Origin of the sequence: Streptomyces siamensis, assembly GCF_039543605.1 — a bacterium.
Taxonomy (GTDB): Bacteria; Actinomycetota; Actinomycetes; order Streptomycetales; family Streptomycetaceae; genus Streptomyces; species Streptomyces siamensis.
This window is the reverse complement of the sequence record NZ_BAABKB010000032.1, coordinates 38,326-64,600: the sequence shown is the minus strand read 5'-3', so window position 1 is coordinate 64,600 and position 26,275 is coordinate 38,326. Positions and strand designations below refer to the sequence as shown.

The 26,275-nt window shown below is 70.3% G+C and carries 22 protein-coding genes; 13 read left to right on the top strand and 9 right to left on the bottom strand.

Annotated features, from left to right (window positions below; translation table 11 throughout):
* Positions 1–44: 44 nt before the first annotated feature.
* Positions 45–3,524 (bottom strand): S8 family peptidase, encoded by a 3,480-nt coding sequence (locus ABEB03_RS33920; protein ID WP_345656681.1) that lies wholly within the window; start codon positions 3,522–3,524, stop codon positions 45–47.
* Between the two features lie 477 nt (positions 3,525–4,001).
* On the opposite strand from ABEB03_RS33920, the gene ABEB03_RS33915 reads away from it, so the two are divergent.
* Positions 4,002–6,368 (top strand): glycogen debranching protein, encoded by a 2,367-nt coding sequence (locus ABEB03_RS33915; protein WP_345656680.1) that lies wholly within the window; start codon positions 4,002–4,004, stop codon positions 6,366–6,368.
* A 70-nt stretch (positions 6,369–6,438) separates the two neighbouring features.
* Here ABEB03_RS33915 and ABEB03_RS33910 read toward each other — a convergent pair whose 3' ends face one another.
* Both ABEB03_RS33910 and ABEB03_RS33905 read right to left on the bottom strand, forming a co-directional pair.
* A complete protein-coding gene (locus tag ABEB03_RS33910) occupies positions 6,439–7,827 on the bottom strand; it encodes an extracellular catalytic domain type 1 short-chain-length polyhydroxyalkanoate depolymerase (RefSeq protein WP_345656846.1) in 1,389 nt (462 codons plus the stop codon).
* Positions 7,828–8,137: 310 nt separating this feature from the next.
* Positions 8,138–8,290: a hypothetical protein gene (locus ABEB03_RS33905; protein WP_345656679.1), complete on the bottom strand. Its 153-nt coding sequence runs from the start codon at positions 8,288–8,290 to the stop codon at positions 8,138–8,140.
* 150 nt (positions 8,291–8,440) lie between these two features.
* Between ABEB03_RS33905 and ABEB03_RS33900 the strand changes: the two genes are divergently transcribed.
* Positions 8,441–8,566, top strand: a complete 126-nt coding sequence (locus ABEB03_RS33900; RefSeq protein ID WP_345656678.1) for a helix-turn-helix domain-containing protein — start codon at positions 8,441–8,443, stop codon at positions 8,564–8,566.
* A gap of 15 nt (positions 8,567–8,581) precedes the next feature.
* On the opposite strand, the gene ABEB03_RS33895 is transcribed toward ABEB03_RS33900, so the two are convergent.
* Entirely contained in the window at positions 8,582–8,845 is a 264-nt protein-coding gene (locus tag ABEB03_RS33895) for a hypothetical protein (protein WP_345656677.1), read from the bottom strand.
* 83 nt (positions 8,846–8,928) lie between these two features.
* On the opposite strand from ABEB03_RS33895, the gene ABEB03_RS33890 reads away from it, so the two are divergent.
* Positions 8,929–9,627 carry an NADPH-dependent F420 reductase gene (locus ABEB03_RS33890; RefSeq protein WP_345656676.1) on the top strand — a complete coding sequence of 233 codons (699 nt, stop codon included), beginning with the start codon at positions 8,929–8,931 and terminating at the stop codon, positions 9,625–9,627.
* A gap of 310 nt (positions 9,628–9,937) precedes the next feature.
* Positions 9,938–10,528, top strand: coding sequence for a TetR/AcrR family transcriptional regulator (locus ABEB03_RS33885; protein ID WP_345656674.1), 591 nt, complete (start codon positions 9,938–9,940; stop codon positions 10,526–10,528).
* Between the two features lie 387 nt (positions 10,529–10,915).
* Here ABEB03_RS33885 and ABEB03_RS33880 read toward each other — a convergent pair whose 3' ends face one another.
* Complete coding sequence (locus tag ABEB03_RS33880) at positions 10,916–12,835, bottom strand: ABC transporter ATP-binding protein (RefSeq protein ID WP_345656845.1); 1,920 nt, start codon at positions 12,833–12,835, stop codon at positions 10,916–10,918.
* Positions 12,836–13,123: 288 nt separating this feature from the next.
* Here ABEB03_RS33880 and ABEB03_RS33875 point away from each other — a divergent pair, with 288 nt between their 5' ends.
* The 3 genes from ABEB03_RS33875 (at position 13,124) to ABEB03_RS33865 (ending at position 16,491) form a co-directional block, all read left to right on the top strand.
* Complete coding sequence (locus ABEB03_RS33875) at positions 13,124–14,098, top strand: lysylphosphatidylglycerol synthase transmembrane domain-containing protein (protein ID WP_345656673.1); 975 nt, start codon at positions 13,124–13,126, stop codon at positions 14,096–14,098.
* 82 nt (positions 14,099–14,180) lie between these two features.
* Positions 14,181–14,945, top strand: a complete 765-nt coding sequence (locus tag ABEB03_RS33870) for a crotonase/enoyl-CoA hydratase family protein (protein WP_345656672.1) — start codon at positions 14,181–14,183, stop codon at positions 14,943–14,945.
* A gap of 445 nt (positions 14,946–15,390) precedes the next feature.
* The gene (locus ABEB03_RS33865) at positions 15,391–16,491 is read left to right on the top strand and encodes a mechanosensitive ion channel family protein (RefSeq protein WP_345656671.1); all 1,101 of its coding nucleotides are present in this window, start codon (positions 15,391–15,393) and stop codon (positions 16,489–16,491) included.
* A 65-nt stretch (positions 16,492–16,556) separates the two neighbouring features.
* On the opposite strand, the gene ABEB03_RS33860 is transcribed toward ABEB03_RS33865, so the two are convergent.
* Positions 16,557–18,113 carry a M1 family metallopeptidase gene (locus ABEB03_RS33860; protein ID WP_345656670.1) on the bottom strand — a complete coding sequence of 519 codons (1,557 nt, stop codon included), beginning with the start codon at positions 18,111–18,113 and terminating at the stop codon, positions 16,557–16,559.
* Positions 18,114–18,435: 322 nt separating this feature from the next.
* Here ABEB03_RS33860 and ABEB03_RS33855 point away from each other — a divergent pair, with 322 nt between their 5' ends.
* From ABEB03_RS33855 to ABEB03_RS33830, 6 genes are all read left to right on the top strand, one after another.
* Positions 18,436–20,655, top strand: a complete 2,220-nt coding sequence (locus ABEB03_RS33855; RefSeq protein ID WP_345656669.1) for an NADP-dependent isocitrate dehydrogenase — start codon at positions 18,436–18,438, stop codon at positions 20,653–20,655.
* A 298-nt stretch (positions 20,656–20,953) separates the two neighbouring features.
* Positions 20,954–21,817, top strand: a complete 864-nt coding sequence (locus ABEB03_RS33850) for a helix-turn-helix domain-containing protein (RefSeq protein ID WP_345656668.1) — start codon at positions 20,954–20,956, stop codon at positions 21,815–21,817.
* The gene (locus tag ABEB03_RS33845; RefSeq protein ID WP_345656667.1) at positions 21,814–22,044 is read left to right on the top strand and encodes a DUF397 domain-containing protein; all 231 of its coding nucleotides are present in this window, start codon (positions 21,814–21,816) and stop codon (positions 22,042–22,044) included. The genes ABEB03_RS33850 and ABEB03_RS33845 overlap by 4 nt, the downstream gene beginning before the upstream one ends.
* A 57-nt stretch (positions 22,045–22,101) precedes the next feature.
* Complete coding sequence (locus ABEB03_RS33840; protein ID WP_345656666.1) at positions 22,102–22,752, top strand: hypothetical protein; 651 nt, start codon at positions 22,102–22,104, stop codon at positions 22,750–22,752.
* A gap of 179 nt (positions 22,753–22,931) precedes the next feature.
* Positions 22,932–23,996, top strand: coding sequence for a right-handed parallel beta-helix repeat-containing protein (locus ABEB03_RS33835; RefSeq protein ID WP_345656664.1), 1,065 nt, complete (start codon positions 22,932–22,934; stop codon positions 23,994–23,996).
* A gap of 50 nt (positions 23,997–24,046) precedes the next feature.
* Positions 24,047–25,075 (top strand): methyltransferase, encoded by a 1,029-nt coding sequence (locus ABEB03_RS33830; RefSeq protein ID WP_345656663.1) that lies wholly within the window; start codon positions 24,047–24,049, stop codon positions 25,073–25,075.
* Positions 25,076–25,162: 87 nt separating this feature from the next.
* Here ABEB03_RS33830 and ABEB03_RS33825 read toward each other — a convergent pair whose 3' ends face one another.
* From ABEB03_RS33825 to ABEB03_RS33815, 3 genes are read right to left on the bottom strand one after another with little or no spacing between them, the layout of a single operon-like run.
* Positions 25,163–25,498 (bottom strand): TcmI family type II polyketide cyclase, encoded by a 336-nt coding sequence (locus ABEB03_RS33825; protein ID WP_345656662.1) that lies wholly within the window; start codon positions 25,496–25,498, stop codon positions 25,163–25,165.
* A gap of 27 nt (positions 25,499–25,525) precedes the next feature.
* Positions 25,526–26,005, bottom strand: a complete 480-nt coding sequence (locus ABEB03_RS33820) for an SRPBCC family protein (RefSeq protein WP_345656661.1) — start codon at positions 26,003–26,005, stop codon at positions 25,526–25,528.
* A 1-nt stretch (position 26,006) separates the two neighbouring features.
* Complete coding sequence (locus ABEB03_RS33815; protein ID WP_345656659.1) at positions 26,007–26,264, bottom strand: phosphopantetheine-binding protein; 258 nt, start codon at positions 26,262–26,264, stop codon at positions 26,007–26,009.
* Between the last annotated feature and the right edge of the window lie 11 nt (positions 26,265–26,275).

The window sequence follows — 26,275 nt, the reverse complement described above, 5'->3', positions numbered from 1 at the left end:
GGCCGGACTGGATGCCCGGCCCACCGGCGCTGGGGCTATCCCTGTCAGCCTGTCACGAAGAACGCCTTGGGCAGGACCTGGTCGATGCTGCTGCCACCGGCGTCCCGCGCGCTCACGTGCAGGGAGACGGTGCCACCCTTGACCAGCGCCGCAGCGGGCAGGTGCATCCTGTAGCGGCCGTCACCGGTCCGGACCAGCTGGACGTTGTGCCACTGTGTTCCGCCGTCGGTGGACCACGCGGCCTTCATCGCAGTGACCTTGCTGGGCCCCGCGCCCGCGATGCGCTGCGCGGTCAGCCCGATCTCCATCGCCTTCCGGGCCTTCGCCTTGTTGTTCCCGTCAAGCGCCGCACTGTAGCCGAGGTTGAGCAGCGGCGCGGTGTACGGCTTGCTGCCGGCAGAGGTCAGGTCGGTGCTGAAGTCCCAGGTGGTGTGGGCCTCGGTACCCGATCCGGCGAACACACCCGGCAGGTTGAGGTCGCCGTGCACCTCCCAGTCGGTCTTCTCCGCGGGGATGTTCGGCACGGTCCAGTCGAGCGGCGTGCTCCCCTCCTGGTTGAGCAAGGGCTCGCCGTTTTCCGAGATCTGGTAGACGAAACGCCTGCGGTCGTTCTCGCCGACACCCGGCGCGCTGTCGGTGAGTCCCTCTCCGCCGGAGGAGGCCATGTGCGTGAAGTCGAGGTCCATGTTGCGGCTGCCGCCCGGGTCCTCGACCCTGCCCATCAGGGTGGCACCGAACGGTCCGCCGAGCCTGGTCTCGCTCTGCTCGCCCTGCGAGTACCGCTCGGTCTCGTCGAAGTCCACCGTGCCGGCGGCGTAGGAGCCCTGTACGCGGAATGCGTGTTCCCAGTCCATTCCGGGGGTGACGTAGTCGGTGCGGTGGCTCGGGGCCGTCAGGATCTGCTCGAACGTCGCACCCGTCATCGCAGGGCCACGGGACTCCTTCAGGCGGTCACCGTAGGCACCCGCCTGGCGGAAGTCCGCTTCGATCCGGGCCAGTCGCGACAGGTCCCGCGAGGTGAGCCTGTGCGCGAGGTCGTCGCCGAAGGAGCTGCCGCCCCAGGCCAGGTCGTACACAGTGGTGGCGGTCCACGGCCGGTTGGCAGCCTGGGCGTCGTTCAGCCGCATGTACGCCATGGTGTGGGAGGTACCCGGTGCCGCCGGGACGTCCGAACCCTGTCCGGCGTACAGGTCCACGCCGCCGTCCAGCGAACCGTAGACCGATCCCAGCGCCAGGTTCGCGTAGAACCCGTGGTTGCTCTCGGCATCGTGACGCACACTGACCTGATTGATGCTGGGAGCAGCCTTGCGCCCCGGGATGCTGACGGAGAACGGGTGCGTCCTGCGTCCGTCGAGGACGATGTGGTCGTTCGAAGAGGGTTTGACCTCGGGCAGGTCCAGCAGGACGCCCTCGGGTTTGCCGTCGGCAGAGGAGCCTGCCAGGGATGCGGCGATGCTGAAGTGCTGCCCCTCCTGCATGTACACCGTGGTACCGGCCGGGTCGATGGGCTGGTAGCCGAAGTCGCCGTTGTCCTTGTTCATGATCTGGATCACGGCCGGAGTCGGGGCCCCGTTGCGGTCCAGCGCGGAGAGGTGGACGGGGCAGTACTGCGGCGACGACCACAGCGCGACGGCCAGATGGAGCGGGACGCCGTCACCCACCGGAGTGGCGACGACCTGTCCGGAGTAGGGACCGGTGCCCAGCTGGGACGGGTCGACGGTCACCTGGACCGAGACCGACTTGCCAGTCGGAACGGTGATCCGGGAATCGGAGAGGCTCGCCGCAGCGGCCGGGGCCGTGCGGCCCCGGAAGTCACTGATCTTCAGGTCCAACTCGTAGGTGGCGTCGCTGTCGCCGGTGTTGCTGAGCGTGACCTGGCGTGAGAGCGGCGCCTTGACGGTGCAGTCGAGCATGCCGAAATCGAAGGCGCCGCGGTCCGGGACCACCTGCTGCTGCAGGGCCTGGGCGACGTTCAGCCGACCCGAACCGGCGCGGTAGACGCTGGTGGGCAAGGCGTCCGAGCTGTCCTGGAGCACGGCCTTGAGCTGCGCCGTGGTCCAGTCCGGGTGCGCGAGGGCCAGCGTGGCCGCCGCGCCCGCGACATGCGGAGTGGCCATCGAGGTGCCGGACATCATCGTGTAGTACTGGTCGACCGGGTCGCCGATGATGCCGTCGGCCGCGCGGGCCTGGACGATGTCCTTGCCGGGAGCGGAGATCTCCGGCTTCAGCATCGAGTCGCCCAGGCGGGGGCCGGGCGAGGAGAAGGGCGCCATCTCGTCGTCGGAGGCCGTCGCGCCGACCGACAGCGCGTCGTCTGCAGCCGCCGGGGCGGACACCGTCACATTCGGCTGGTTGCCGGCCGCCACGACGAAGAGGGTGCCGTACTGCTCGGTCAGCCGGTTGAGGGCCAGGCTGATCGGGTCCTTGCCGTCGCTGGCAGCAACACTGCCCAAGCTCATGTTGGCGACCTTCGCGCCGTGCTGGGCGGCCCACTCCATGCCGGCCATGATCCCGGACATGGTGCCCGAGCCGTCGTCGCCGAGAACCTTGGCGTTGAGCAGTTCCGCCTCGTAGGCGACGCCCTTGCGGTGACCGTCCGAGGCCACCCCCGTGCCGGCGATGGTTCCGGCGACGTGGGTGCCGTGGCCGAAGTGGTCGCTCACATCGGACGAGCCGGTGAAGTCGGCGGAGTTGACCACCTTGCCCACCAAGTCGGGGTGCGTGGCGTCGATACCGGTGTCGATGACGGCGACCTTGACACCTTTGCCCGCGTTGCCGGTGGCCCAGGCCCCAGGGGCGTCGATCTTGGTGAGGTTCCAGTCGAGGGCGTCGTCGGCGGCCTTCTCACCGGCGCTCTGCTTGGCGATGGGAGAAGCCTTGACCTGGCCGTCGAGCCAGATATGGGTCACGCCTGCCAGCGGGCCAGCGGTGCCCAGGTTCCGCACGGCACGGTGCCGGTTCATCGCCGCACGACCGGCATCGAAGAGGGACTTGCCCAGACCCTGCGCCGCGTCCTTGTGCAACTCCCGGACAGCAGTGGCATGGATGCTGCCCAGCTCCCGGACCGTGTGCAGGGACGCACCCGCAAGCGTTCCTGCTGCGCCGCGCACACCGGCGGCGTGCTGCACGATCAGCGGGAGAGCCGCGCCGTGGGCGTTGTCGTACCCCTCACTGATCAGTTCGGTGACATCGAACAGCTTCGGGTCCAGCACCGAGCCCATCAGCGGCATCATGTCGCTGGGCACGACGCTGATGTGCCCGCCGCTCCCGGTCGAGGTGGTGAAGAACACGGAGCGGCCCGGGATGGCCGCGGGAGTCACACTCACCATCGGGTGGGGCGACTTCGGATTTCGTACCCACACCTGGTCTCCGGTGACCAGGGTGACCGTCACGGACTGGCCGGAGGCTATGGGCACCGGTTTGGCGACCGGATGGCCGGAAGCCGCCGATGCGGGCAGCCACCCGCCGATGGAAAGCGCGCCGGTGGCCGCAAACACCAACGCCGCCCTTCTCAAAGCTTGCACGATACGTGTCCTTTGACCGAGCGTCATAAGAACCCGCCGGGAATAGCGGGTTCCTGCAGCAAACAAGCGATCATCGTGCTGGCCGGGCCGACCCGGAGGAAGACCAATCCGTGGCCGATTGCGGCACTGACAGCAAGCTGCCACCATTCGCAGCGACACACCGCGCAAAGACCTGACCCTCGGGCATGGACAGACAATGGGCCGGTTGGGCCCCGCGGTCACCGACGAACCAACTGGCGCGATCCGAGCAGGGCTCCCCGAGCATTGCCCGGTACGTGCGACAGGTTGCCGCGGTCACGTTTGGTTCGTCTGCTCCCTGCCGCTATTCGCTGTCGAAGCACGCACGGAACCCTGCGCGAGGTCTTCACCGCCCGAGGCGCCTGCACTATCTTGCGGCAACGTTCTGCAAAGGATTTCAGCCATCGGCGCGGTGGACGGCTCCGAGGCTGTATTCACACGCCTGCCCCGGGAGCCGCCATGACCTCGATACGCCCTGCCCTGCCGCGATGGCGACGCCGTCTCGCCACCGTGGCAGCGGCCCTGGTTCTGGCCACCGGCATCGGCGGTCCGACCCTCCCCGGCCCCTTCGTGGCACGTGCGGTGGCGGCGACGGGAGGGGCGCTCGGCGCGCACTACGACGCCACGGGGACGGCGATCGACTTCCGGGTCTTCTCATCCCGGGCCACGCGCATCGACCTGTATCTCTACCGCACCGCGCTGGGCAGCCAGGAGGCCGCGGTCGTCCCGCTCACCAAGGACTCCACCACCGACGTCTGGTCCGCCAGTGTGCCGGTGTCCACCATCCAGGGCCAGTACGGAATCACCGGCGCCGTCTACTACGGCTATCGCGCCTGGGGCCCCAACTGGCCGTACGATCCTGCCTGGACGAAGGGATCGAGCGCCGGTTTCGTCAGCGACGTCGACACGGCCGGCAATCGTTTCGACCCCAACAAACTCCTCACCGACCCCTACGCCCGCGAACTCAGCCACGACCCCGGCACCCCGGGCGGCGCGGACAGCACGGCCTACGGGACCGGCCCGCCGTTCCGAGCGGTGGACGACGGCGCCCTCGCCCCGAAGGGCATCGTGCTGGCCGCCGACACCACGAGCACTGGCACCAAGCCCACGCGCGCTCTCAAGGACGACATCGTCTACGAGGTCCATCTCCGCGGCCTCACCGAGAACGACTCCTCCGTGCCCGCCGCCGAACGCGGCACGTATGCGGGCGCCGCCCGCGAAGCGGCCGATCTGACCGCACTGGGCGTCACGGCCGTGGAGTTCCTGCCGGTCCAGGAGACCCAGAACGACGCCAACGACGTCGATCCGACGTCCACCGACGGGGACAACTACTGGGGCTACTCCACCCTGGACTACTTCGCGCCCGACCGCAGATACGCTTCCGACAGGAGCCCGGGCGGCCCCACCCGCGAGTTCAAGGCGATGGTCAAGGCGTACCACGACGCCGGCATCAAGGTGTTCACGGACGTCGTCTACAACCACACCGGCGAGGGCGGCCCCTGGAACGCGAGCGACAAGAACACCTACAGCCTTCTGTCACTGCGCGGCCTGGACAACCCCACCTATTACTCGCTGACGTCCGACATGCAGAGCCCCTGGGACAACACCGGCGTGGGCGGCAACGTCAACACCTACAACCCGGTCACCGCCGACCTGATCACCGATTCGCTCGCTTACTGGAAGGACTCCCTCGGCGTCGACGGCTTCCGCTTCGACCTCGCGCCGGTCCTCGGCAACACCTGCCAGCACGGCTGCTTCCAGTACGGCCGCACCGACCCCGGTACCGCCCTGAACCGCATCACGCACCTCATGCCGGCCCGGCCCGCCGGCGGCGGCACCGGCACCGACTGGATCGCCGAGCCCTGGGCGCTGGGCGGCGGCACCTACCAGGTGGGCAACTTCCCGGTCGGCTGGTCCGAATGGAACGACAAGTTCCGCGACACGCTGCGCCGCAGCCAGAACACCCTCGGCGTCGAGAACGTCACCCCCGGTGAGCTCGCCACCCGCTTCAGCGGTTCCTCCGACCTCTACCAGGACGACGGCCGCGCCCCCTCCAACTCCATCGACTTCATGGTCGCCCACGACGGGTTCACCCTCGCCGACCTCTACCGGTGCAACACCAAGAACGACAACCAGCCCTGGCCGTACGGCCCCTCCGACGGCGGCTCGGACCACAACCTCTCCTGGGACCAGGGGGGTGTCGCCGCCGACCAGCGCAAGGCCGCCCGCAACGGCTTCGCGTTCCTGATGCTGTCCGCAGGAACCCCGATGATCACCGGCGGCGACGAGTACCTGCGCTCCCTCAAGTGCAACAACAATCCCTACAACCTGGACTCCTCCGCCAACTGGCTCACCACGGCGTGGACCGGCGACCAGAGCACCTTCCGCACCTACGCCCAGCGGCTGAGCGCCTTCCGCAAGGCTCACCCGGCGCTGCGCCCGACCGCCTTCTACACGGCCTCCGACACCAACGGCAACGGCAACGGCATGGGCCAACTGCAGTGGTTCACCCCCGCCGGCACCACTCCGGACAGCACATACTGGTCCGACCCGAACAACCACGCTCTCGCCTGGCGCATCGACGGCACCGAGTTCTCGGACCCGACCGCCGCGCTGTACGTCGGCTACAACGGCTGGTCCGGCGACGTCGACTTCGCCCTGCCCTCGCCGGGAGCCGGCAAGAACTGGTATCGCGTCACCGACACGTCCTCCTGGGCCGAGGGCCCCGACCAGGTCGCCCGGCCCGGCTCCGAGAGCCTTGTCGGCGGCGCCGGTACCGTCTACACCCTCCATGCCCGCGCGACGCTGCTGCTGATCGCCAAGTGACCGACATGCGGCGGTGGCTTCACCGGACGAGGGTGAAGCCACCGCCGCACGGCACGGCCTGCCCCGTCCGTCAGGACGGGCAGCCCGAGTCGGCGATCACGTAGTAGCCGGACGACGTCTCCTCAAGGGTGTGAGTGACGGCGACGTTGTAGAGACCCATGTTCTGGTCGGAGCCGTTGGCGTAGACGTAGCCGAGACTCTGATGGGCTCGGCCCGCCGCGACCTGGTTGTAGTTGTTGTCCGTGAAGCACTGCGGCTGGTGACCGGTGGTCGTGGCCGCGACCGCCGACGACTGGGTGCCGACCGCGCCACCGGAGTCCACGGCAGCGACGGTGTAGGTGTACTTCGTGCCGGAGGCCAACCCCGTGTCGGTGTACGACGTGCCGGTGGTCGAGCCGACCTTGCTGCCGCCGCGGTACACGTTGTACGACGCCGCACCGGTCACCGCGGACCAGGCCAGCGCCACGGTGGTGTCGGTCGATCCGGTGACGGTGAGGCCGGGCGGTGCAGGGAGGCTGCCGGTGCCTCCCCCGCCCGCGCCGTCCAGGCCCCAGAACTTCGCGGTCCAGTACGAGGAGCAGATGTAGTTGAGGTAGTACGTGCCTGTGCTGCCGCACTGGTCGGTGCCGGAACCGGGGTTGACCGCGAGGCCGTGTGCCATGCCGGAGACGGAGAAGGTCTCCACGGCGGGCTTGCCGCTCGCGTCGTCGTACACGGCCTGTGTGGTACCGCCGGTCAGGGTGGTGGTCGAGGACGGGGTCTGGCTGATGCCCCAGACGTTGGTCCACTGGTCGCGCTCCTCGGTGGCGTTGGCCGGGTTGACCGTGGTGTCGCCGGTGCCCTGCCAGATCGCGACGCGAGGCCAGGGCCCGCCCCAGCCGCCGGAGGCACTGCGGACCGCGTCGCCCCACTGTGCCGGAGTCTTGCTGACCGCACTGTTCTGGCAGGTCAGGCCACTGAAGAGGTCGGTCGCGCAGCCCGCCGGGATGCCGGAGTCGATCGCGCCACCCGCGAACACGTCAGGGTAGTCGGCGAGCATCACCGAGGTCATCGCGCCGCCGGCGGACAGCCCGGTGACGTAGACGCGGCTGGAATCACTGCCGTAGTGGGACTTGGCGTAGTCCACCATCTGCTTGATCGACAGTGCCTCGCCCTGGCCCCGTGTGTAGTCGGAGGACTGGAACCAGTTGAAACAGGAGTTGGCGTTGTTGGAGCTGGTCGTCTGCGGGAAGACCACGGCGAAGCCGTACATGTCGGCGTACTTGGGCCAGCCCGAGTGGCTGTAGTAGTCGCCGGCGCTCTGGGTGCAGCCGTGCAGGGCGACGACCAGGGGCGCGCCGGACGGCAGGTTGTCGGGGGCGTACTGGAACATCTGCAGATTGCCCGGGTTGGAGCCGAAGCCCGTGACCTGCTGCAGGCTCGCGGCCTGCGCCGGGGCCGGGGAGAGTCCCAGGACCAGCGTCGGCCGCGGAGGCGGGGCGCGGCCGCGTCCGGCGCCACTTGCGGCGCGGCAGCGGATGGGGGGATGTGGGGTTCATCGTGCCACCTGGGTGATCGCGACGGGTGGGGAGGTTGAAAGCAGCCGTACTCCTGCTCCGAATGCGGTTGCATGGCTTGGGGGTTACGGGGACGCTACGACCGGCCTGTCGGAGGCCGTAATGGAGTCGCACCCCACCTCGCGGCGGTCGGGCGTGTGGGTCCTCACCGTTGTGGCATGCGCAGGCCCCGGCAGGGGGGAAGCCCATGCCGAGGCCTGGTGCGACGGACGATCAGTCCAGTGAGCGGGTGTTGACGAGGTCGCCTGAGGCGGATCTGGGAACAGTCCGGCTGGCCGGGTAGAAGTCGGGGCCACTGTTGCCCTTGTCGGTGGACGCGGCGAGCAGGGCAGCGGAGAGGAGGGTGCTTCGTCGGCTCTGGTGCATGGGTGGGCTCCAGTTCCGGGCGAGCTGTGCGTGCGGGCGGTGTGTCCTGCACGTCGGAGACGCCGTGTGGGACGGCAGGATCAGATGTCGAAACGCTTACGCAGCGTCTTCTTGTCGACCTTGCCGACTCCTGTGCGCGCGACGGCCTCCGTGAACACTCCCTATCAGCGCATCGATCGCGTCACCGCCCTGCTGGGCGACCAATGGCGCCACGGCGACCACGCCCTCCAGGTCCACCTCGCCCTCAAGGTGCACAGCGTCCTGTCCGCGCCCTGACGCTCCCGCGACGCCTCAGGAGTGGCCTGATGCCTCCGCCTGCAACGCGCTCGCCACGGTGGGCTCGCCCTGGTCCCTCTGCTGGGCGGCTTCTCCGCCGATCACCTGGCCGGACGCGCCGCCGCCGGCCGGGCACGGGCCGATGAGCGCCATGCCACGGGCACGGGCGAAGTGCCCGGCGAAGTCGTCGACGACGGCTGTGACGTCCGCAGACCCCCGGTCGGGCGGCGCCGCGCTGGGGCAGGTCCCGCCCGTGACGGTGTTCTCCACCCGGCTCACTTGCAATACCGAACCGCTCGGTTTAGTTTCTCCGCATGGGGCGGACCGGTCGTCGCGTCCGCCCTCCTCGAAGGGAACCCCTCATGCGTTACGCCGTTCTCGGCACCGGCGTCGTCGGCCGGACCGTAGCCGCCAAGCTCGCCACCCTCGGCCACGAGACCGTCGTCGGCACCCGCGACCCGCAGGCCACCCTGGCCCGCACCGAACCCGACGGCTACGGCAATCCACCGTTCGCACAGTGGCAGGCCAACGACTTCGCCGTGCGGCTCGTCACCTTCACCGAGGCGGCCGCCTGGGCCGATGCCGTGGTCAACACGACCGCGGGCGCCGCCAGCCTGGAGGCGCTGACCGCCGCGGGCGCGGACAACCTCGCCGGCAAGGTGCTCATCGACATCGCCAACCCGCTGGACTTCTCCACCGGGATGCCGCCGTCACTGAACCCGGTCGACACCGACAGCCTCGGTGAGCAAATCCAGCGCGCCTTCCCGGACACGCGGGTCGTCAAGGCCCTCAACACGATGAACTGCGAGGTCATGGTCGACCCGTCCCGGGTGGCCGGGGAGCACGATGTGTTCGTCTCCGGCGACGATACCGACGCGAAAAAGCAGGTCACAGAACTGCTGGTGTCCTTCGGCTGGCCCGCCGCGAGCGTCATCGACCTAGGCGGCATCATCACCGCCCGCGGTACCGAGATGCTGCTGCCCATCTGGCTGCGCCTGTGGGGCACGCTCGGCCACGCCGATTTCAACTTCCACATCGCGGGCACCCGCACGAGTGCCTGACCCCGCGGTCCCGGCGGCCGGAGACGGAGACGCCGGCCTGCGCACGCCCCGCCTCCTCCTTCTCGTACGACAGTTCGCTCCCGCAGGTACGCACTGTTCATCGACGGTCCGAGGCGACCCGGCCGCTGCGTCTGGCCGAACTGTCGATGGCCGTCCCGGGTCCGGTCGGATGTGTGTGTGCCCGAACTGGCCATGCCCGCATGGCCTTGGTCTCGACGGCGTTGGCGCCGACGCGTTCGGCGACGCCCATCCATGCTCCCCGCATCCCGTACCGAACCGCTCGGTACGGAAGCTCAACTATTCTGACCGGGTGAGTGGAACGGAAACCAAAGCCGCGGGGCGGCCACGCTCTGCCGAGAAGGACGCTGCCATCCTGCAGGCCGCTCTGGAACTGCTGGCATCCCAGGGCTACACACGCATGAGCCTCAGCCAGGTCGCCGCTGCCGCACAGGTCAGCAAGTCCACCATCCACTTGCGCTGGAAGACCAAGGCTGACCTCCTCACCGCGGCGCTCGCCGCCGCCCGCATGACAGACGCTCCTGCCCCCGGTGGAGACCTCCGCACCAACCTCGTGAACATCCTCACGGACTTCGCCGCCACCATCGAGCGAGTCAACGGCATGGCGCTCATCGGCACCTGCCTCGCCGAAGAGGCCCACACCCCGGAACTCCTCGCCCTGCTGCGCGAACGCACCGTACTCCCCCGCCGTGCCCTCCTGCGAGATGCCCTGGAACAGGCCCAGCAGGCTGGACACATCCGCGAGGACACTGATCTCGAAGCGGCCGTGTCGGCACTCCTCGGCCCGTTCTACGCCGACTACATGGCGGGACGGGGCGGTCACCCGCAGTGGGCCGAGGAGGCCGTTGCCCTGGTCCTCGCCGGAATTCACGTCGAACATTGATCGCCCGGCCGCGGCCGGCACCGGAAGAGGGCCGCACCGCGTTATCCGGGCGATCACAACCCGGTGGCGGAGACATGACCAGGCCGGCACACACCGGGTCCATGCGCCGCCGGGAGCTGGTCTGCCGGATCCAGTTGGTCTTTCCATGGTGCGCGGCGGGTGCCCCAGGCATCGGCGAGCCGGGCGGTATGAACACCCCGCGGCCGTCCTCGTCGGTACGGGCGGCGTGACGCGGACGGGAAGGCCGACATGTGCTCCTGGTCGTCGTTGCCGATCACCGACAGCTCGTCGGGGACGGCGAGCCCGAGCCGGGTCGCGGCGTGCAGACGCCCGCCGCTCCTCCCCCGCCCAGCTGCGCCTGAGCCACGGCCTCGCCCGCCGTGGCGGTCAGGCCACGGCCTCGCCCGCCGCCTCGATGTCCTGTACCGCGTCCCGCGGTGCCGCGTTCACCGCGTGCTGGTCGAACTGCGTCCGGTACAGCTCCGCGTACCGGCCGTCGGCCTCCAGCAGTTCGTCGTGCGTGCCGCGTTCCACGATCCGGCCCGCCTCGACGACGAGGATCACGTCGGCTGCCCGCACGGTCGAGAGCCGGTGGGCGATCACCACGGCGGTGCGCCCCTCCAGCGCCTCGGCCAGCGCCTCCTGGACGGCTGCCTCCGAGGTGTTGTCGAGATGGGCGGTGGCCTCGTCGAGGATGACGACACGCTGGCGGGCCAGCAGCAGCCGGGCGATGGTCATGCGCTGGCGCTCGCCCCCGGAGAGCCGGTAGCCGCGTTCGCCGACCACCGTGTCCAGGCCGTCCGGCAGGGAGCGGACGAGTGCGTCGAGGCGGGCGCGGCGCAGCACGTCCCACAGTTCGTCCTCGCTCGCGGACGGGCGGGCCAGCAGCAGGTTCTCGCGGACCGAGTCGTGGAACAGGTGGCCGTCCTGGGTGACCATGCCGAGGGTCTCGCGCATCGTCACGGCACTCAGGTCACGGACGTCGACGCCGCCGACCCGGACGGCGCCCTCGTCGGTGTCGTAGAGGCGCGGGAGCAGCTGGGCGATGGTCGACTTGCCGGCGCCGGAGGAGCCGACGAGCGCGACGGTCTGCCCGGGTTCGGCGCGGAACGAGATGCCGTGCAGGACTTCGGCGCCGCCCCGGGTGTCCAGCGCGGCGACCTCTTCGAGGGAGGCGAGGGAGACCTTGTCGGCGGACGGGTAGGTGAAGCGGACGCCGTCGAACTCCACGGACGCGGGCCCCTCGGGCAGGGTGCGGGCGTCCGGTTTCTCCTCGATGAGCGGCTTCAGGTCGAGGACCTCGAAGACGCGCTCGAAGCTGACCAGGGCGCTCATGACCTCGACGCGTGCTCCGGCGAGCGAGGTGAGCGGCGCGTACAGGCGGGTCAGCAGCAGCGCCAGCGAGACGACGGCGCCCGGCTCCAGGGAGCCGCGCAGCGCGAACCAGCCGCCGAGTCCGTAGACGAGTGCGAGGGCGAGCGCGGAGACGAGGGTCAGGGCGGTGATGAACGTGGACTGCGCCATCGCCGTGCGCACGCCGATGTCCCGTACGCGCCGGGCGCGCGCCGCGAACTCGGTGGACTCCTCCTCGGGCCGCCCGAAGAGCTTGACGAGCGTCGCGCCGGGTGCGGAGAAGCGCTCGGTCATCCGGGTGCCCATGGCGGCGTTGAGGTCGGCCGCCTCACGCTGGAGCCTGGCCATGCGGCCGCCCATCCGCCGTGCGGGCACCACGAACACCGGCAGCAGCACGAGCGCGAGCAGGGTGATCTGCCACGACAGGGTGAGCATGACGACGAGCGTGAGCAGCAGCGTCACGAGGTTGCCGACCACTCCGGACAGGGTGTTGCTGAAGGCGCGCTGGGCGCCGATGACGTCGTTGTTGAGACGACTGACGAGCGCGCCCGTACGAGTGCGTGTGAAGAACGCGACCGGCATGCGCTGCACATGATCGAACACAGCCGTCCGCAGATCGAGGATGAGTCCCTCGCCGAGCGTCGACGAGAGCCAGCGGCCGAGCAGTCCGAGCGCCGCCTCGGCGACGGCGATGACCGCGATGAGCACGGCAAGGCGGATGACGGTGTCCTCGTCGCCGCCGGACACGATGGCGTCCACGACGTGCCCCGCGAGCACCGGTGTCGCGACGGCGAGCAGCGCGGTCACCACGCTGAGGCCCACGAACTGTCCGATGCGGCGGCGGTGCGGGCGGGCGAAGGCGCCGATGCGGCGCAGCGTCGCGCGGGCGAAGGGCCGGCGCTCCTGCTGCGCGGTCATGACGCTGTGCAGCTGTGTCCAGGCTGTGGTCTCCATGCTCATGAGAGAGACGGTAGGACCTCAAGCAATGTTGAGGTCAACGACGGGGCGAAGAAGCCGCCACGTTGCGCGAAAAGCATCCCGCTTTGTGCGAAGAAGTCCGCGGACTTCGCGGAGAAGTCGGGCGCCGGGTCCGCACGCTTCGCACGCGTGTCCGTCAGTACGAAGGAGCCCATGAGCCCTCAGCACCGGGAAGCGGCCCCTCCCGCACCTTGCCCGGCGTGTCAGCCGCCGTCTCCGCTCCCGCAACCCCACGTTGGTGCGGTGTGGAAAACCTCTCCCGATGTGACTGCGGTACGACTCCCCCAGGGACTCCCCCGACGCTTCCCCCTGCGGCCTGCCGTCCGGCCGGCCCTGTGTCTGCTCCCGCTCGCCCTGGTCCTGGTGGTCGGGGTGCGCCATCGGTCGGTGCTCGCCGAGGGCTTCGGCCATCTGGAGTCCGCCGAGTGGCCGTGGCTCCTCGCGGCGGCCGTGGCGACCTGCCTGACCTGGGTCGCGGCGGCCGTCACCCGCCAGGGAGCGGTCGTGGAGCGGCTGCCCGCACGGCGGCTGCTCGCGACCCAGTTCGCGGCGGGCGCGGCCAACCACCTGCTGCCGACGGGCCTGGGCGCCGGCGCGGTCAATCTGCGGTTCATGACGGTGTGCGGCGTGCCCCTCGCCCGCTCGTCGGCCGCGCTCGCGCTGTACATGCTGGCGGAGTCCGTCGCCCGGATCGGTCTGCTCGTGGGACTGCTGATCGCGTTCCCGGGCGCGCTGCGGCTCGGCAGCCTGCTGCCCGAGGGGGCGCTCGGCCCGCTGCTGCTGTGCGTCGGCGTGGCGGCGTGCGCGGCGGGGGCGGTCCTCGTCCTCGTACGGCGACTGCGCACGGCCGTCCTCTCCTTCGTGCGCACCGCGCTCGCCGAGGCGCGTTCGGTGCACTCGCGGCCCGCCCGGGCGCTCGCCCTGTGGGGCGGATCGCTGGCCTTCCCGCTGCTCCAGGCGGCCGGGCTGGCAGCCGTGGGGCAGGCACTGGGGCTGCCGGTGCCGCCCGCGCACATGGCGGTCGCCTATCTTGCCGCGACGGTCGCGGTCGCGCTCGTGCCGACGCCGGGCGGGATCGGTTCGGTGGAGGCCGCGCTGGTCGTCGCCCTCGTCGCGGCGGGCGGCCCGGCCGCCGTGGCGACGGCGGTGGTCCTGGCGTACCGGATCATCACGGTGTGGCTGCCGCTGCTGCCCGGGGCGCTGACTCTGGGCGCGCTGGTCCGCTGGAAGGTGATCTGAGCCGCCGACGCGGGTAGCCTCGGCCCGCACCGAGCGCACCGTTCGAGGAAATTCGAGGAAATTCGAGGAAAGGGGTCCACCGGTGGCGGTCCGCATCGAACGTCAGGGCCACGTCAGCACGGTGGTCCTCTCACGGCCCGCCGCCCGTAACGCGGTGGACGGGCCGACCGCCGCGGAACTCGCCGCCGCCTTCCGTGAGTTCGAGGCGGACGAGACGGCCAGGGTCGCCGTGCTCTGGGGCGAGGGCGGCACCTTCTGTGCGGGCGCGGACCTCAAGGCCATCGGCACCGAGCGCGGCAACGAGGTCACCGAGGACGGCGACGGGCCCATGGGTCCCACCCGGCTGCGGCTGTCCAAACCGGTGATCGCGGCGGTCGCCGGCCACGCCGTCGCCGGAGGCCTGGAGCTGGCGCTCTGGTGCGATCTGCGGGTCGCCGAGGAGGACGCCGTCTTCGGCGTGTTCTGCCGTCGCTGGGGTGTGCCGCTCATCGACGGCGGGACGGTACGGCTCCCCCGTCTCATCGGCACCAGTCGCGCGATGGACATGATCCTCACCGGGCGCGCGGTGCCCGCACGTGAGGCTTTCGAGATGGGCCTCGCCAACCGCCTGGTCCCGACCGGCCGGGCCCGCGCGGAGGCGGAACTCCTCGCCGCCACGATCGCCGACTTCCCGCAGGCGTGCCTGCGGAGCGACCGCGCCTCGGTCCTGGACCAGGAGGGACTGGTCGAGAAGGCCGCCATGCGTACGGAACTCCTGCACGGCATGGGCGTGCTGGCCGAGAGCCAGGAGGGAGCCGCGCGCTTCAGCGCGGGCGCGGGCCGCCACGGTTCCTTCGACCCGGCCTGACGGAAGCTCACCACCCCGGTCTCCGGAGCAGGTGAGCACGTACCGGCCAAAAGCCTCGGGCCGTCGTGGGTGATGGTCCCGACGCCGAAGCCGGTTTCCGCCCGGGTGCCGTCGTCCGGACGTCGAGGTCGGCTCCGTCCCGCGCGCTTTGGACGCCGAAGCCGGTGCCGTCCCGCGCGCTCCGGACGCCAGAGCCGGTTGCGTCACGCGCGCTCACACCACCGGGCCGGTGCCGTCCCGCACGCTCGGGACGTCAAGGCCGGTTCCGTTCGGGGGTGGTGACGGGTGGACAGCCGGATACGGCAGGATGAGCGGTCGCCCCGGACGGCGAACACCGGTCCGGGCGCGATCGTGCATTCCCGGATTCGAGCAGGTGGCAAGTGACGACACAGCGCATTCGGCCCGCGGGCCCTCTCCCCGGTCCCGGACACGAGGGAGGTCACCGGTGAAGCGCGCCCTGACCCTGGACGACCTGATGGTCGCGGGCATAGCCGTCGCCGCCGGCCTGCTGGCGGCGTTCCTGCTGCGCATGCTGCTGCGCTGGCTGGGCAAGCACGCCGAGCGCACCCGGTGGGGCGGCGACGACGTCATCGTCGACGCGCTGCGCACCCTGGTGCCCTGGGCCGCGTTCGCCGGCGGTGTCGCGTCGGCCGCCGCGGTGCTGCCGCTGACCTCGGCCGTCGGACGCAACGTCAACCGGTCCCTGACCGTCCTGCTCATCCTGGTCTCGACGGTCACCGCGGCGCGGGTGATCACCGGACTCGTCCGGGCCGTGGCACAGTCCCGGTCGGGCGTCGCCGCGTCGGCGACCATCTTCGTCAACATCACCAGGGTGCTGGTGCTGGCGATGGGCTTCCTCGTCGTCCTCCAGACGCTGGGCATCTCGATAGCCCCGCTGCTCACGGCATTGGGCGTGGGCGGTCTCGCGGTGGCCCTCGCCCTCCAGGACACCCTCGCCAACCTCTTCGCCGGTGTGCACATCCTGGCGTCGAAGACGATCCAGCCCGGCGACTACATCCGCCTCAGCAGCGGTGAGGAGGGCTACGTGGTCGACATCAACTGGCGCAACACCACGGTCCGTCAGCTCTCCAACAACCTGGTCATCATCCCCAACGCCCAGCTCTCCGGCACCAACATGACCAACTTCACCCGGCCCGAGCAGCAGATGACGCTGACGGTCCAGGTCGGCGTCGGCTACGACAGCGACCTGGAGCACGTGGAGCGGGTGACCAGCGAGGTCGTGACGGAAGTGATGACCGGGATCACCGGTGCCGTGCCGGACCACGAACCCGCCGTGCGCTTCCACACCTTCGGCGACTCCCGGATCGGCTTCACGGTGATCCTCGGGGTGGGCGAGTTCAGCGACCAGTACCGGATCAAGCACGAGTTCATCAAGCGCCTGCACAAGCGCTACCGGGAGGAGGGCATCCGCATTCCGGCGCCCGCGCGCACGGTGGCTCTGCAGGCCGGTGGACCGGGCGTCCCCGAGGCGGGCATCCTCGAGGCGGGCATCCCCCACCAGCGCGAGGCCACGACGCTGCCGTAGCCACGACGTACGGCCCCGGCACGGCACGGAGCCGGGCGGCACGCGTCCGCCCGGCTCCCGTCCGCTCAGAGAGTGGCGGACGCGTCGTGGTAGTGGCCGCTCCCGCGGTTGCGGGGAGCGACGAAGCCGGGCGTCACCGGGGTGACCGTCCAGTCGGGATGGTTCGGCATGCGCGGCGTCCTGGTGCCGTACAGCCAGTCACCGAGGAAGCCGGTCTGGTCCTGGCCGGAGACCTCGGAGGCGACCGCCATGTAGTCCTGGGTGGTCGCCGCGGAGTTGCGGTGGCGCTCCAGGAAGGTGCGTTCGATGCGGTTGAAGACGTCCTCGCCGACCGCCTCGCGCAGCGCGTACAGGACCAGCACGCCGCCCAGGTAGCGCTGGCTGTCGAAGAGGTTCGCGGCGTTCGGCGCGGCGACCGGCCCGGAGCTCTGCCGCCACTGGTCGCCCCTGGCGTAGGTGTCCTTCATGCGGGCTTCCATGGTGGTCAGGCCGAGCGAGTCGGGCCAGCCGCGCTCGTAGCGGTAGAGCAGTCCGTAGAAGTCGGCGTGGCCCTCGTTGAGCCACAGGTCGGCCCAGGTGGCGGGGCTGACGCTGTTCCCGAACCAGGAGTGGACCAGCTCGTGCATCATGTGCGAGCCGATCTTCTTCTCCTCCTGGAGCAGGAAGTTCGGCTTGTAGAGCGTCAGCGTCTGCGTCTCCAGGCCGGTGAAGTCGAAGGCGTTCGGGTCGTCCGAGTTGCACGGCAGCAGGCCGTACGTCTCGAAGGGGTACGCGCCGAGCCGCTGTTCCAGCCACTCCAGCAGGCCGGGGGTCAGGGCGAGCGCGGGTTCGAGCGCGGCGGCCCGCGCGGTCGGCACCACGTCGCGCAGCGCCAGACCGTTCGGCCCCTGCCGTGAGGTGACGGTGTAGTCGCCGACCGTGATCTGGACGAGTTCGGTGGCGATCGGGGAGCGGGAGCGGTAGGTGTACGCGGTCCGGTCGCCGTCGAGGCTCTCCGTGCGCACCAGGGTGCCGCTCGCGACTCCGCGCAGCGCGGCGGGCACGGTGACGCGGAAGGTGAAGGACGCCTTGTCCGTGGGGTGGTCGTTGCACGGGAAGACGGTGTGCGCGGAGTTCGGCTGCGGGCACACGGCGAACCCGTCGGGCGTCGGGACCCACGCGGTGTGCGCGAGCGGCTTGGCGGGGTCGGCGGTGTACTCCACACAGACGGTGACCCGGGCCCGGTCCGGAAGGGTCCGGGCGGGCGTGACACGCAGCTTCTCCTCGACCTGCTCGAAGACTGCGGGCGCGCCGCCGACGCGTACGGCGCGGATGTCCAGGCCGAGGGCGTCGAGCGAGAAGCGGGTCAGTGCCTGGGTGGTGTGCAGCGTGAGGGTCGCGGTGGCGTCCACGAGGCGGGTGGCCGCGTCGTACGCGAGGTCGAGGTGGTAGGCCGCCACGCGGTAGCCGTCGTTGCCGAGTGCCGGGAAGACGGGGTCGCCGAGGGTCTCGGCGCCCGGGGCTCCCGCGCGGTCACCGCGTAAGGCCGAGGTCCGCGCGTGGGCCGCGGGCCCCGTGGCGAGCGCGGCGGCCGTGCCTATCAGGGCCGCGGCCGGGGCCGTCACTCTGGTGCGATATCTCATGGTCCGCTTTCGTTCGGACGGCCCGGGTCCGGTGCCGGGCCGTCGGATGTGGTGATCGACTGTGCTGATCGATCCACTTGCAGTACGCGTGAGAGGAGAGCGCGGTTGCCTGCGGCAGGCCTTTTCTCTGTTCACTTCTCTGTTCACAGGTGGTTACTGCTGTCACCGGTGGCCCGGCCGTCACGCTCGGTCGCCTTCCGTGACCGCCGGCCCGTGGCCGGGTCCGCCGCGCGGCGGACCGGAGCGGACCCCTGTCGAACCGGGGTCGCTCACGAGATATCTTGATGTCGAGCAATGTTGCAGACGTGGAGCGGAGCACCCGGTGACTGACTCGACCATCATCTATACGCACACTGACGAGGCCCCGGCCCTGGCGACGTATTCGTTCCTGCCGGTGGTCCAGGCGTACGCCTCGCAGGCCGGCGTCGCTGTGGAGACCCGCGACATCTCGCTGGCCGGGCGCATCATCGCCCTCTTCCCCGAGTACCTCTCGGAGGGCCAGCGCATCGCGGACGCCCTGTCGGAGCTCGGTGAGCTCGCCAAGACGCCCGAGGCGAACATCATCAAGCTGCCGAACATCTCGGCGTCCATCCCGCAGCTGAAGGCCGCGATCGCCGAGCTCCAGGGGCAGGGCTACGCGCTTCCGGACTACCCGGACGACCCGAAGTCGGACGAGGAGCGCGACATCCGCGCCCGTTACGACAAGGTCAAGGGCAGCGCCGTGAACCCGGTCCTGCGCGAGGGCAACTCCGACCGCCGCGCCCCCGCGTCGGTCAAGAACTACGCCAAGACCCACCCGCACCGCATGGGCAAGTGGACCCCCGAGTCGAAGACGAACGTCGCCACCATGGGCGTCGACGACTTCCGCTCGACGGAGAAGTCCACGGTGATCTCCGAGGCGGGCGCGCTCCGCATCGAGCTGGCCGGCGACGACGGCTCCACCACCGTGCTGCGCGAGTCCGTACCGGTCCGCGCCGGCGAGGTCGTCGACGCGTCCGTGATGCACGTCGCGCCGCTGCGCGAGTTCCTCACCGCTCAGATCGCCCGCGCCAAGGCCGAGGGCGTGCTCTTCTCCGTGCACCTCAAGGCCACGATGATGAAGGTCTCCGACCCGATCGTCTTCGGCCACGTGGTGCGCGCCTTCTTCCCGAAGACGTTCGCGAAGTACGGCCAGACGCTGGCCGCCGCCGGCCTGACCCCGAACGACGGTCTCGGCGGCATCTTCAAGGGCCTGGAGTCCCTGCCCGAGGGCGCCGAGATCAAGGCCTCCTTCGACGCCGAGCTCGCCGAGGGCCCGGAGCTGGCGATGGTCGACTCCGACAAGGGCATCACCAACCTGCACGTCCCGTCCGACGTCATCGTCGACGCCTCCATGCCGGCCATGATCCGCACCTCGGGCCACATGTGGGGCCCGGACGGCCAGGAGCAGGACACCCTCGCGGTCCTGCCGGACAGCAGCTACGCGGGTGTCTACCAGGTCGTCATCGACGACTGCCGCGCCAACGGCGCCTTCGACCCGTCGACCATGGGCACCGTCCCGAACGTCGGTCTGATGGCGCAGAAGGCCGAGGAGTACGGCAGCCACGACAAGACGTTCGAGATCCCCACCACGGGCACGGTCCGCCTGGTCGACGAGGCCGGCAATGTCGTGCTGGAGCAGACGGTCTCCGCCGGCGACATCTTCCGGTCCTGCCAGACCAAGGACGCCCCGATCAAGGACTGGGTGAAGCTGGCCGTCACGCGCGCCCGCGCCACCGGCGACCCGGCGGTCTTCTGGCTCGACGAGAGCCGCGCGCACGACGCCGTGCTCATCGAGAAGGTCGAGCAGTACCTGCCGGAGCACGACACCGAGGGCCTGGACATCCGCATCCTGTCGCCCGTCGAGGCGACGAAGCTGTCCGTGGAGCGCATCCGCCGCGGCGAGAACACCATCTCCGTCACCGGCAACGTGCTGCGCGACTACCTGACCGACCTGTTCCCGATCCTGGAGCTGGGCACCAGCGCCAAGATGCTGTCGATCGTCCCGCTGATGGCGGGCGGCGGTCTGTTCGAGACCGGTGCCGGCGGCTCCGCCCCGAAGCACGTGCAGCAGCTGGTCAAGGAGAACTACCTGCGCTGGGACAGCCTCGGCGAGTTCCTCGCGCTGGCGTCCAGCTTCGAGCACCTCGCGACGACCACGGGCAACGCTCGCGCCCAGGTCCTCGCCGACACCCTCGACCGCGCCACGGCGACCTTCCTCAACGAGGACAAGTCCCCGACCCGTCGCGTCGGCGGCATCGACAACCGCGGCAGCCACTTCTTCCTGTCCCTGTACTGGGCGCAGGAGCTGGCCGCGCAGACCGACGACGCGGACCTCGCGAAGGCGTTCGGCCCGCTCGCCGAGACGCTCACCGCGCAGCAGCAGACCATCGTCGACGAGCTGATCGCGGCCCAGGGCTCCCCGGCCGAGATCGGCGGCTACTACCAGCCCGACCCCGCCAAGGCCGCGGCGGTCATGCGCCCGTCGGCGACCTGGAACGAGACGCTGGCGACCCTCGCCTGATCCACGCGCACCGTCACGGACCCCGGTCCGTGACGGTGCGACACGCACGGGCCCTGTGCGGCCCGTGACCGTGACACCCCCGCGGACCTGTTCCGTGACGCGCCGCCCCGGCCGGATCCTCCGGCCGGGGCGGTTTCGTACTGTCGGGGGCGCACGCCTCGGCGCGACCGTGCGACTTCCTCCACGCAAGTGCGTCAGCCAAATGTCTCGAACCAACTGAAAGGGATGACAGGGGAGTTGGCGGACGGGCACACTTGCGTCGAGCAAGAAGCCACCACGTCCGGTGTGGGGAGGGACGATGGCCACAGCCGGTGGACCGACCGTACGACGCCGTCAGCTCGGGTCCGAGCTGCGCAGACTGCGTGAGCACGCGGGCAAGAAGATCGAGGACGTCGCGGCGCACCTGGAGTGCTCCATGTCCAAGATCAGCCGTGTGGAGACGGGACAGGCACCCATCAAGGCACGGGACGTCCGGGACCTGCTCCAGTGGTACGGCGTCACCGACCCCGCGCAGACCGAGACGGTCATGCAGATCCACAAGGACGCCCAGCAGCAGGGCTGGTGGGCGCACTACGGGGAGGTGCTGCCCTCGGGCATGGCCACCTACGCGGGCCTGGAGTCCGACGCGCGCGCCCTGCGCTCGTACGAACCCACGTTCGTCCACGGTCTGCTCCAGACCGAGGACTACGCCCGGGCGGTGATCGCCGCCGCCCGGCCCAACGAGCCGTACGAGGTGGACCAGCTGGTGAGCTTCCGCAAGGAACGCCAGGCGCTGCTCACCCGGGAGCCCGAACCGCTGGAGCTGTGGGTCGTGCTGGAGGAGAGCGCGCTGCGCCGCCCGGTCGGCGGCCGGGACGTCATGGCGGCCCAGCTCGCCCATCTGGCCGAGACGACGGCCCTGCCGAACGTGACCATCCAGGTCATGCCGACGGCGAAGGGCGCCCACGCGGCGCTCGCCGGGACCTTCTCCCTGCTGGAGTTCGAGCCCCGCACACCCACCGTCGTCTACGTCAACTCCATCGCAGGAAACGTGTACCTGGAGAAGGAGCGCGACGTCCGCACCTTCATCCAGACCTTCGACCTGGTGCGGGCCGCGGCCCCCGATCCGCAGGAGACCCCCGCCACCCTGGAGAAGATCGCAAGGGAGATGTACAGCACATGAGCAGGCACGACGGACGGACGGGCCGACAGGTCGACCTGAGCGGCGCCGCGTGGCGCAGGAGCCGTCGCAGTTCCGGGAACGGCGCGTGCGTCGAGGTCGCCTTCGTCGAGGGCCTCGTCGCCGTACGGGACTCCAAGGACACCGGCGGTCCCGCGCTCGTCTTCGCCCCCGCCGAGTGGACCGCGTTCCTGGACGCGGCGGGCCACGGCGACGGGGGCCGTCCCTGAATCTTCGTCAGCAGGGGACCGTCGGCGGGCCGGGGCGGTGAGGGAAGTACCGGAACGTTGCCGCACGTACGAATGGAGTACGACGCGCGGCCGGCCCCTCGGCGCGTCGGGCTGCCCGTGTACCACGTTCGAACCCTCGCGCCCGTCGCCTCCGGCGCCTTCTACACCGCGGAGACCTTCTGGACCGCCGCCGGAGTCGCCGTGGCCGTCCTCATGGGCGGCGGCGCGATCTGGGCCGCGCTGCGCGCCTCCCACCCCAGGCGGCGCCTGACGTACACGACGGGCCACGATCCGCTGGTCAACCAGCTCGTCGGCGGTCGTCTGGAGATCCGCCGCAACGGCACCCTGCTGACCGATCCGCATCTGGTGCGGCTGGTGCTCACCAACCCCGGCCGGCGTGACATCCCGAGCAGCGCGTTCGACCGGGGGCAGCCCTTCCGCGTGGACCTCGCCGTGCCGTACCTCGAAATGGTCGCCACGGAGTCGGAGCCGAGCGCGGCGCAGCCCCCTCCGGTGTCGGTGCTCGGCTCGGAGCTGAGCATCGGTCCCGGCCGGATCGGCAGCGGCACGACGATCACGTATCTGCTGCTCGTCGACACCGTCCCCTCGTACCACTGCCGGCACTCGCTGCTCGACGTCCGGGTCGAGCAGTTACCCGTGCCGCCCGCCCGGCGCGTGCCGCGCCAGCTCCCCCTCGTCAGGCCGTGACCGCGCCGCTGGGACGGCCGAAGCCACCCGGCACGGCGACCTCCTGACACGGGGAAAGGCACGGTCGACGGGCGGCGGACACGCGTACGGCCGAACCGCCCGCGCGGAAGGGCGACAAGCGCTGCCCACCTGGGGGATCAGCGGTGGCGGGCCGGAACACCCCCTCATAGCTTCGGCCTATGACCAAACGACAGATGGCCTACCTCGCCTGCACCGCGGCCGTCGTGGCATCGGGGCTGGGCGCCGCCGCCCCGTCCGCCGACCACCTGACGGTGCACCGGGTCAGCCCCGGCGAGTCGATCCAGAAGGCCGTGAACTCCGCCAGGCCGGGGGACACCGTCCTCCTCTCCCCCGGCACCTACCACGAGAGCGTCAGCGTCACGGTGTCGAACCTGACGCTGCGCGGCTCCGACGCCCGGTCCACCGTCATCGTGCCGAACACGGCCGACAAGAGCGGCACGTGTGCCAAGGCCGGCAACGGCATCTGCGTGACCGGCACCGAGCGCAAACCCGTCACCGGGGTCACCGTCAGCTCACTGACCCTCAGCGGCTTCGCCAAGCAGGGCCTGTGGGCGTCCGGCACCGACCGCCTGACCGTCCGGGACGTGACCTCCCAGAAGAACGGCCAGTGGGGCATCGCCCAGGAGCGGTCCGTCCGCGGGGTGTTCCGCCACAACATCGTCAGGAACAACGGCGACGCCGGACTGTTCGTGTCCAACACCGTCGACACCGAAGAGGGCGCCCGGGACGCCAAGGGCACGGTGATCAGCCACAACCTGGTCTCCGGGAACCGGATCGGTGTCACGGTGCGACGGCTGCGGAACCTGAGCGTCGACCACAACGAGGCCACGGGCAACTGCACCGCGGTGTTCGTCGTCGGCGACGAGAACAAGCCGCGCGTCGGAGCCCTGAGCGTCGACCACAACTACGTCCACGGCAACAACAAGTACTGCGCCAAGACCCCCCGCCTGCCCTTCCTCCAGGGCTCGGGCATCGTCCTGACGGGCGCCGAGGACACGCGCGTGACGAAGAACAGGGTCGAGGACAACGTGGGCAACTCCCCGCTGTCCGGCGGCATCGTCCTCTTCAAGAGCTTCGTCGGCGCGCAGAACCGGAACAACGTGATCCGCGACAACGTCGTGCTGCGCAACGGCGCCGCCGACCTGGCCAACCGGGACACCGGCAAGGGCAACTCCTTCCGCGGCAACCGGTGTGCTGTCTCCCAGCCCGCCGGCATGTGCTGACGGCCCCTCCCCCACCCCCACAGAGCACGACAGCAGAAGCGAGGCAATGGATGACCACGGTTGAGCAGGCTCCCCCACCGTCCATGCGGTTCAGGGAGCTCGTTTTCGGTGCGGCCCGCGCCGCCGCCGTCCGGGCCGCGGCCCGCCTGGGCGTGGCCGACGCCCTCGACGACAAGCCCATGAGCGTGGAGGACCTGGCGGCGGCGGTGAAGACGCAGCCCAACACGCTGCGCCGGCTGCTGCGCGCCCTGACCTGCCAGGGTGTCTTCGCGGAGCGCCCCGACGGCACCTTCGTCCACACGGAGATGTCCCGGCTGCTGCGCGAGGACGACCCGCAGAGCCTGCGGTACATCGCCCTGTGGTGCACCGAGCCCTGGACGTGGAACGTCTGGCCGAAGCTCGACGAGGCGGTCCGCTCCGGCCACAACGTCTTCGAGGACGTGTACGGCAAGGAGTTCTTCGACTACCTCAACAACGACGCCCCCGAGTCGGCGCACGTGTTCAACCGGGCCATGACGACGTCCAGCGAGCAGTCGGCACGCGATGTCGCCGCCCTGCTCGACCTGAGCGGCGTGTCCTCGGTCGCGGACATCGGCGGCGGCCAGGGCCAGGTGGTGGCCAGCCTGCTGGAGAAGCACCCCTCGATGCACGGCACGCTGCTCGACCTGCCCGGAGTGGTGGAGAACGCCGACCCGCGCCTGCGCGACGGAGGCCCGCTCGCCGACCGGGTGCGCATCGTGGCCGGCGACTGCCGCAAGGACATCCCGGTCCAGGCGGACGTCTACATCATCAAGAACATCCTGGAGTGGGACGACAACAGCACCCGCAGGGCGCTGGCGAACGTCCGGAAGGCGGCCCGGCCCGGTGCCCGTGTCGTCGTCATCGAGAACCTCGTGGACGACACCCCGTCGATGGGGTTCACCACGGCCATGGACCTGCTGCTGCTGCTCAACGTGGGCGGCGCGAAGCACACCCGGCAGAGCATGGTCGACAGGCTGACGGACGCCGGGCTGGTCATCGGTGAGATCCGCCCGGTCAACCCGTATCTGCACGCCTTCGAGTGCACCACCCCCGCCTGATCCTCCCCGGTCGTTCCCGACAGACCCGAGGCCGCCGGTTCCGCTTCGTCGCGGAGCCGGCGGCCTCGGGTCTGTCGCTGCGTCGGGTCAGGTGCGGGCGGGCTCCCGCTCCCAGCGGTAGAAGCACTGCGCCATGGCGTCCTTGGGGCTGCGCCATGTCTGCGGGTCGTACGCGCTGACGTACGCCGACAGTTGCTCGCTGATGCTGCGGAACTCGGGGTGCCCGGCCACCTTCGCGATGGCCGGCGCGGGGTCCTGCTCCGACTCGATGAGGTGCAGGTACACATCACCGAACTGGAAGAGGCTGCGCCGGTCGACGCCGATCAGGTGCGGGAGCTCACCGCGGTCGGAGGCGGCGAACACGTCGGCGATCGCGGGCGCCGAGCCGGGCGCCATGCGGGCGACGATCAGGGCGTGGTGCATCGGGGGTCGTCCTTCCTCGTCCTGGGGTCAGCGGGGCATGGCGGGCGCGCTCTGGCGTTCGCGCGCCGCCTTTTCGATCTTGTCGCGGATGAGGGCCATCTGCGTGACGGAGTTGCGGTTGATGTTGTCCGTCATCCAGTCGTCGTCGACCGGAGCGTCGGGCTTCATCGCGAAGTCCTGCACCCAGTGCATGTGGACGCCCTCGGCGGTCTCCTTGTACTCCCACCGGATGTTCATGTGGGCGAAGGGACCCGTCTCGACGCGGCGCGCCCGCACCGTCCGGCCGGCGCGGTCCACGGTGCGCTCCGACACCCAGCTCCAGACCGTGCCGTTCTCGTCCGGGTGCATGGTCAGGCGGAAGGTCGTCGAGTCGCCCTCGCGGGAGAGGACGTCCACGGACGCGTACTCGCTGAACAGGCGGGGCCAGTTCTCGATGTCGTTGGTCATGTCCCAGACCAGGTCGAGAGGGGCGTCGATGGTGATGCTGTTCTCTGTGTGTCCGGCCACTTCAGGCTCCAGTCTTGAGGGTGCTGTTCACGAGGTCGAGGAACTCCCGCGGCGTCCTGCAGCGCTCCGCGTCGACGGGCAGCGGCAGGCTGTACTGGTTCTCCAGTTCGCCGACGATGCCCAGCAGGCCGAGCGAGTCGAGTCCGAGGGTGCCGAACGGCGAGTCGGACGACTTCGCGAGCTCCATGGGGTCGACGGTGACACCGGCCGCCTTCTTCATCAGCGTGGCCAGTTCGCCGACAGTCACTTCGGTGATCATGTCTGTTCTCC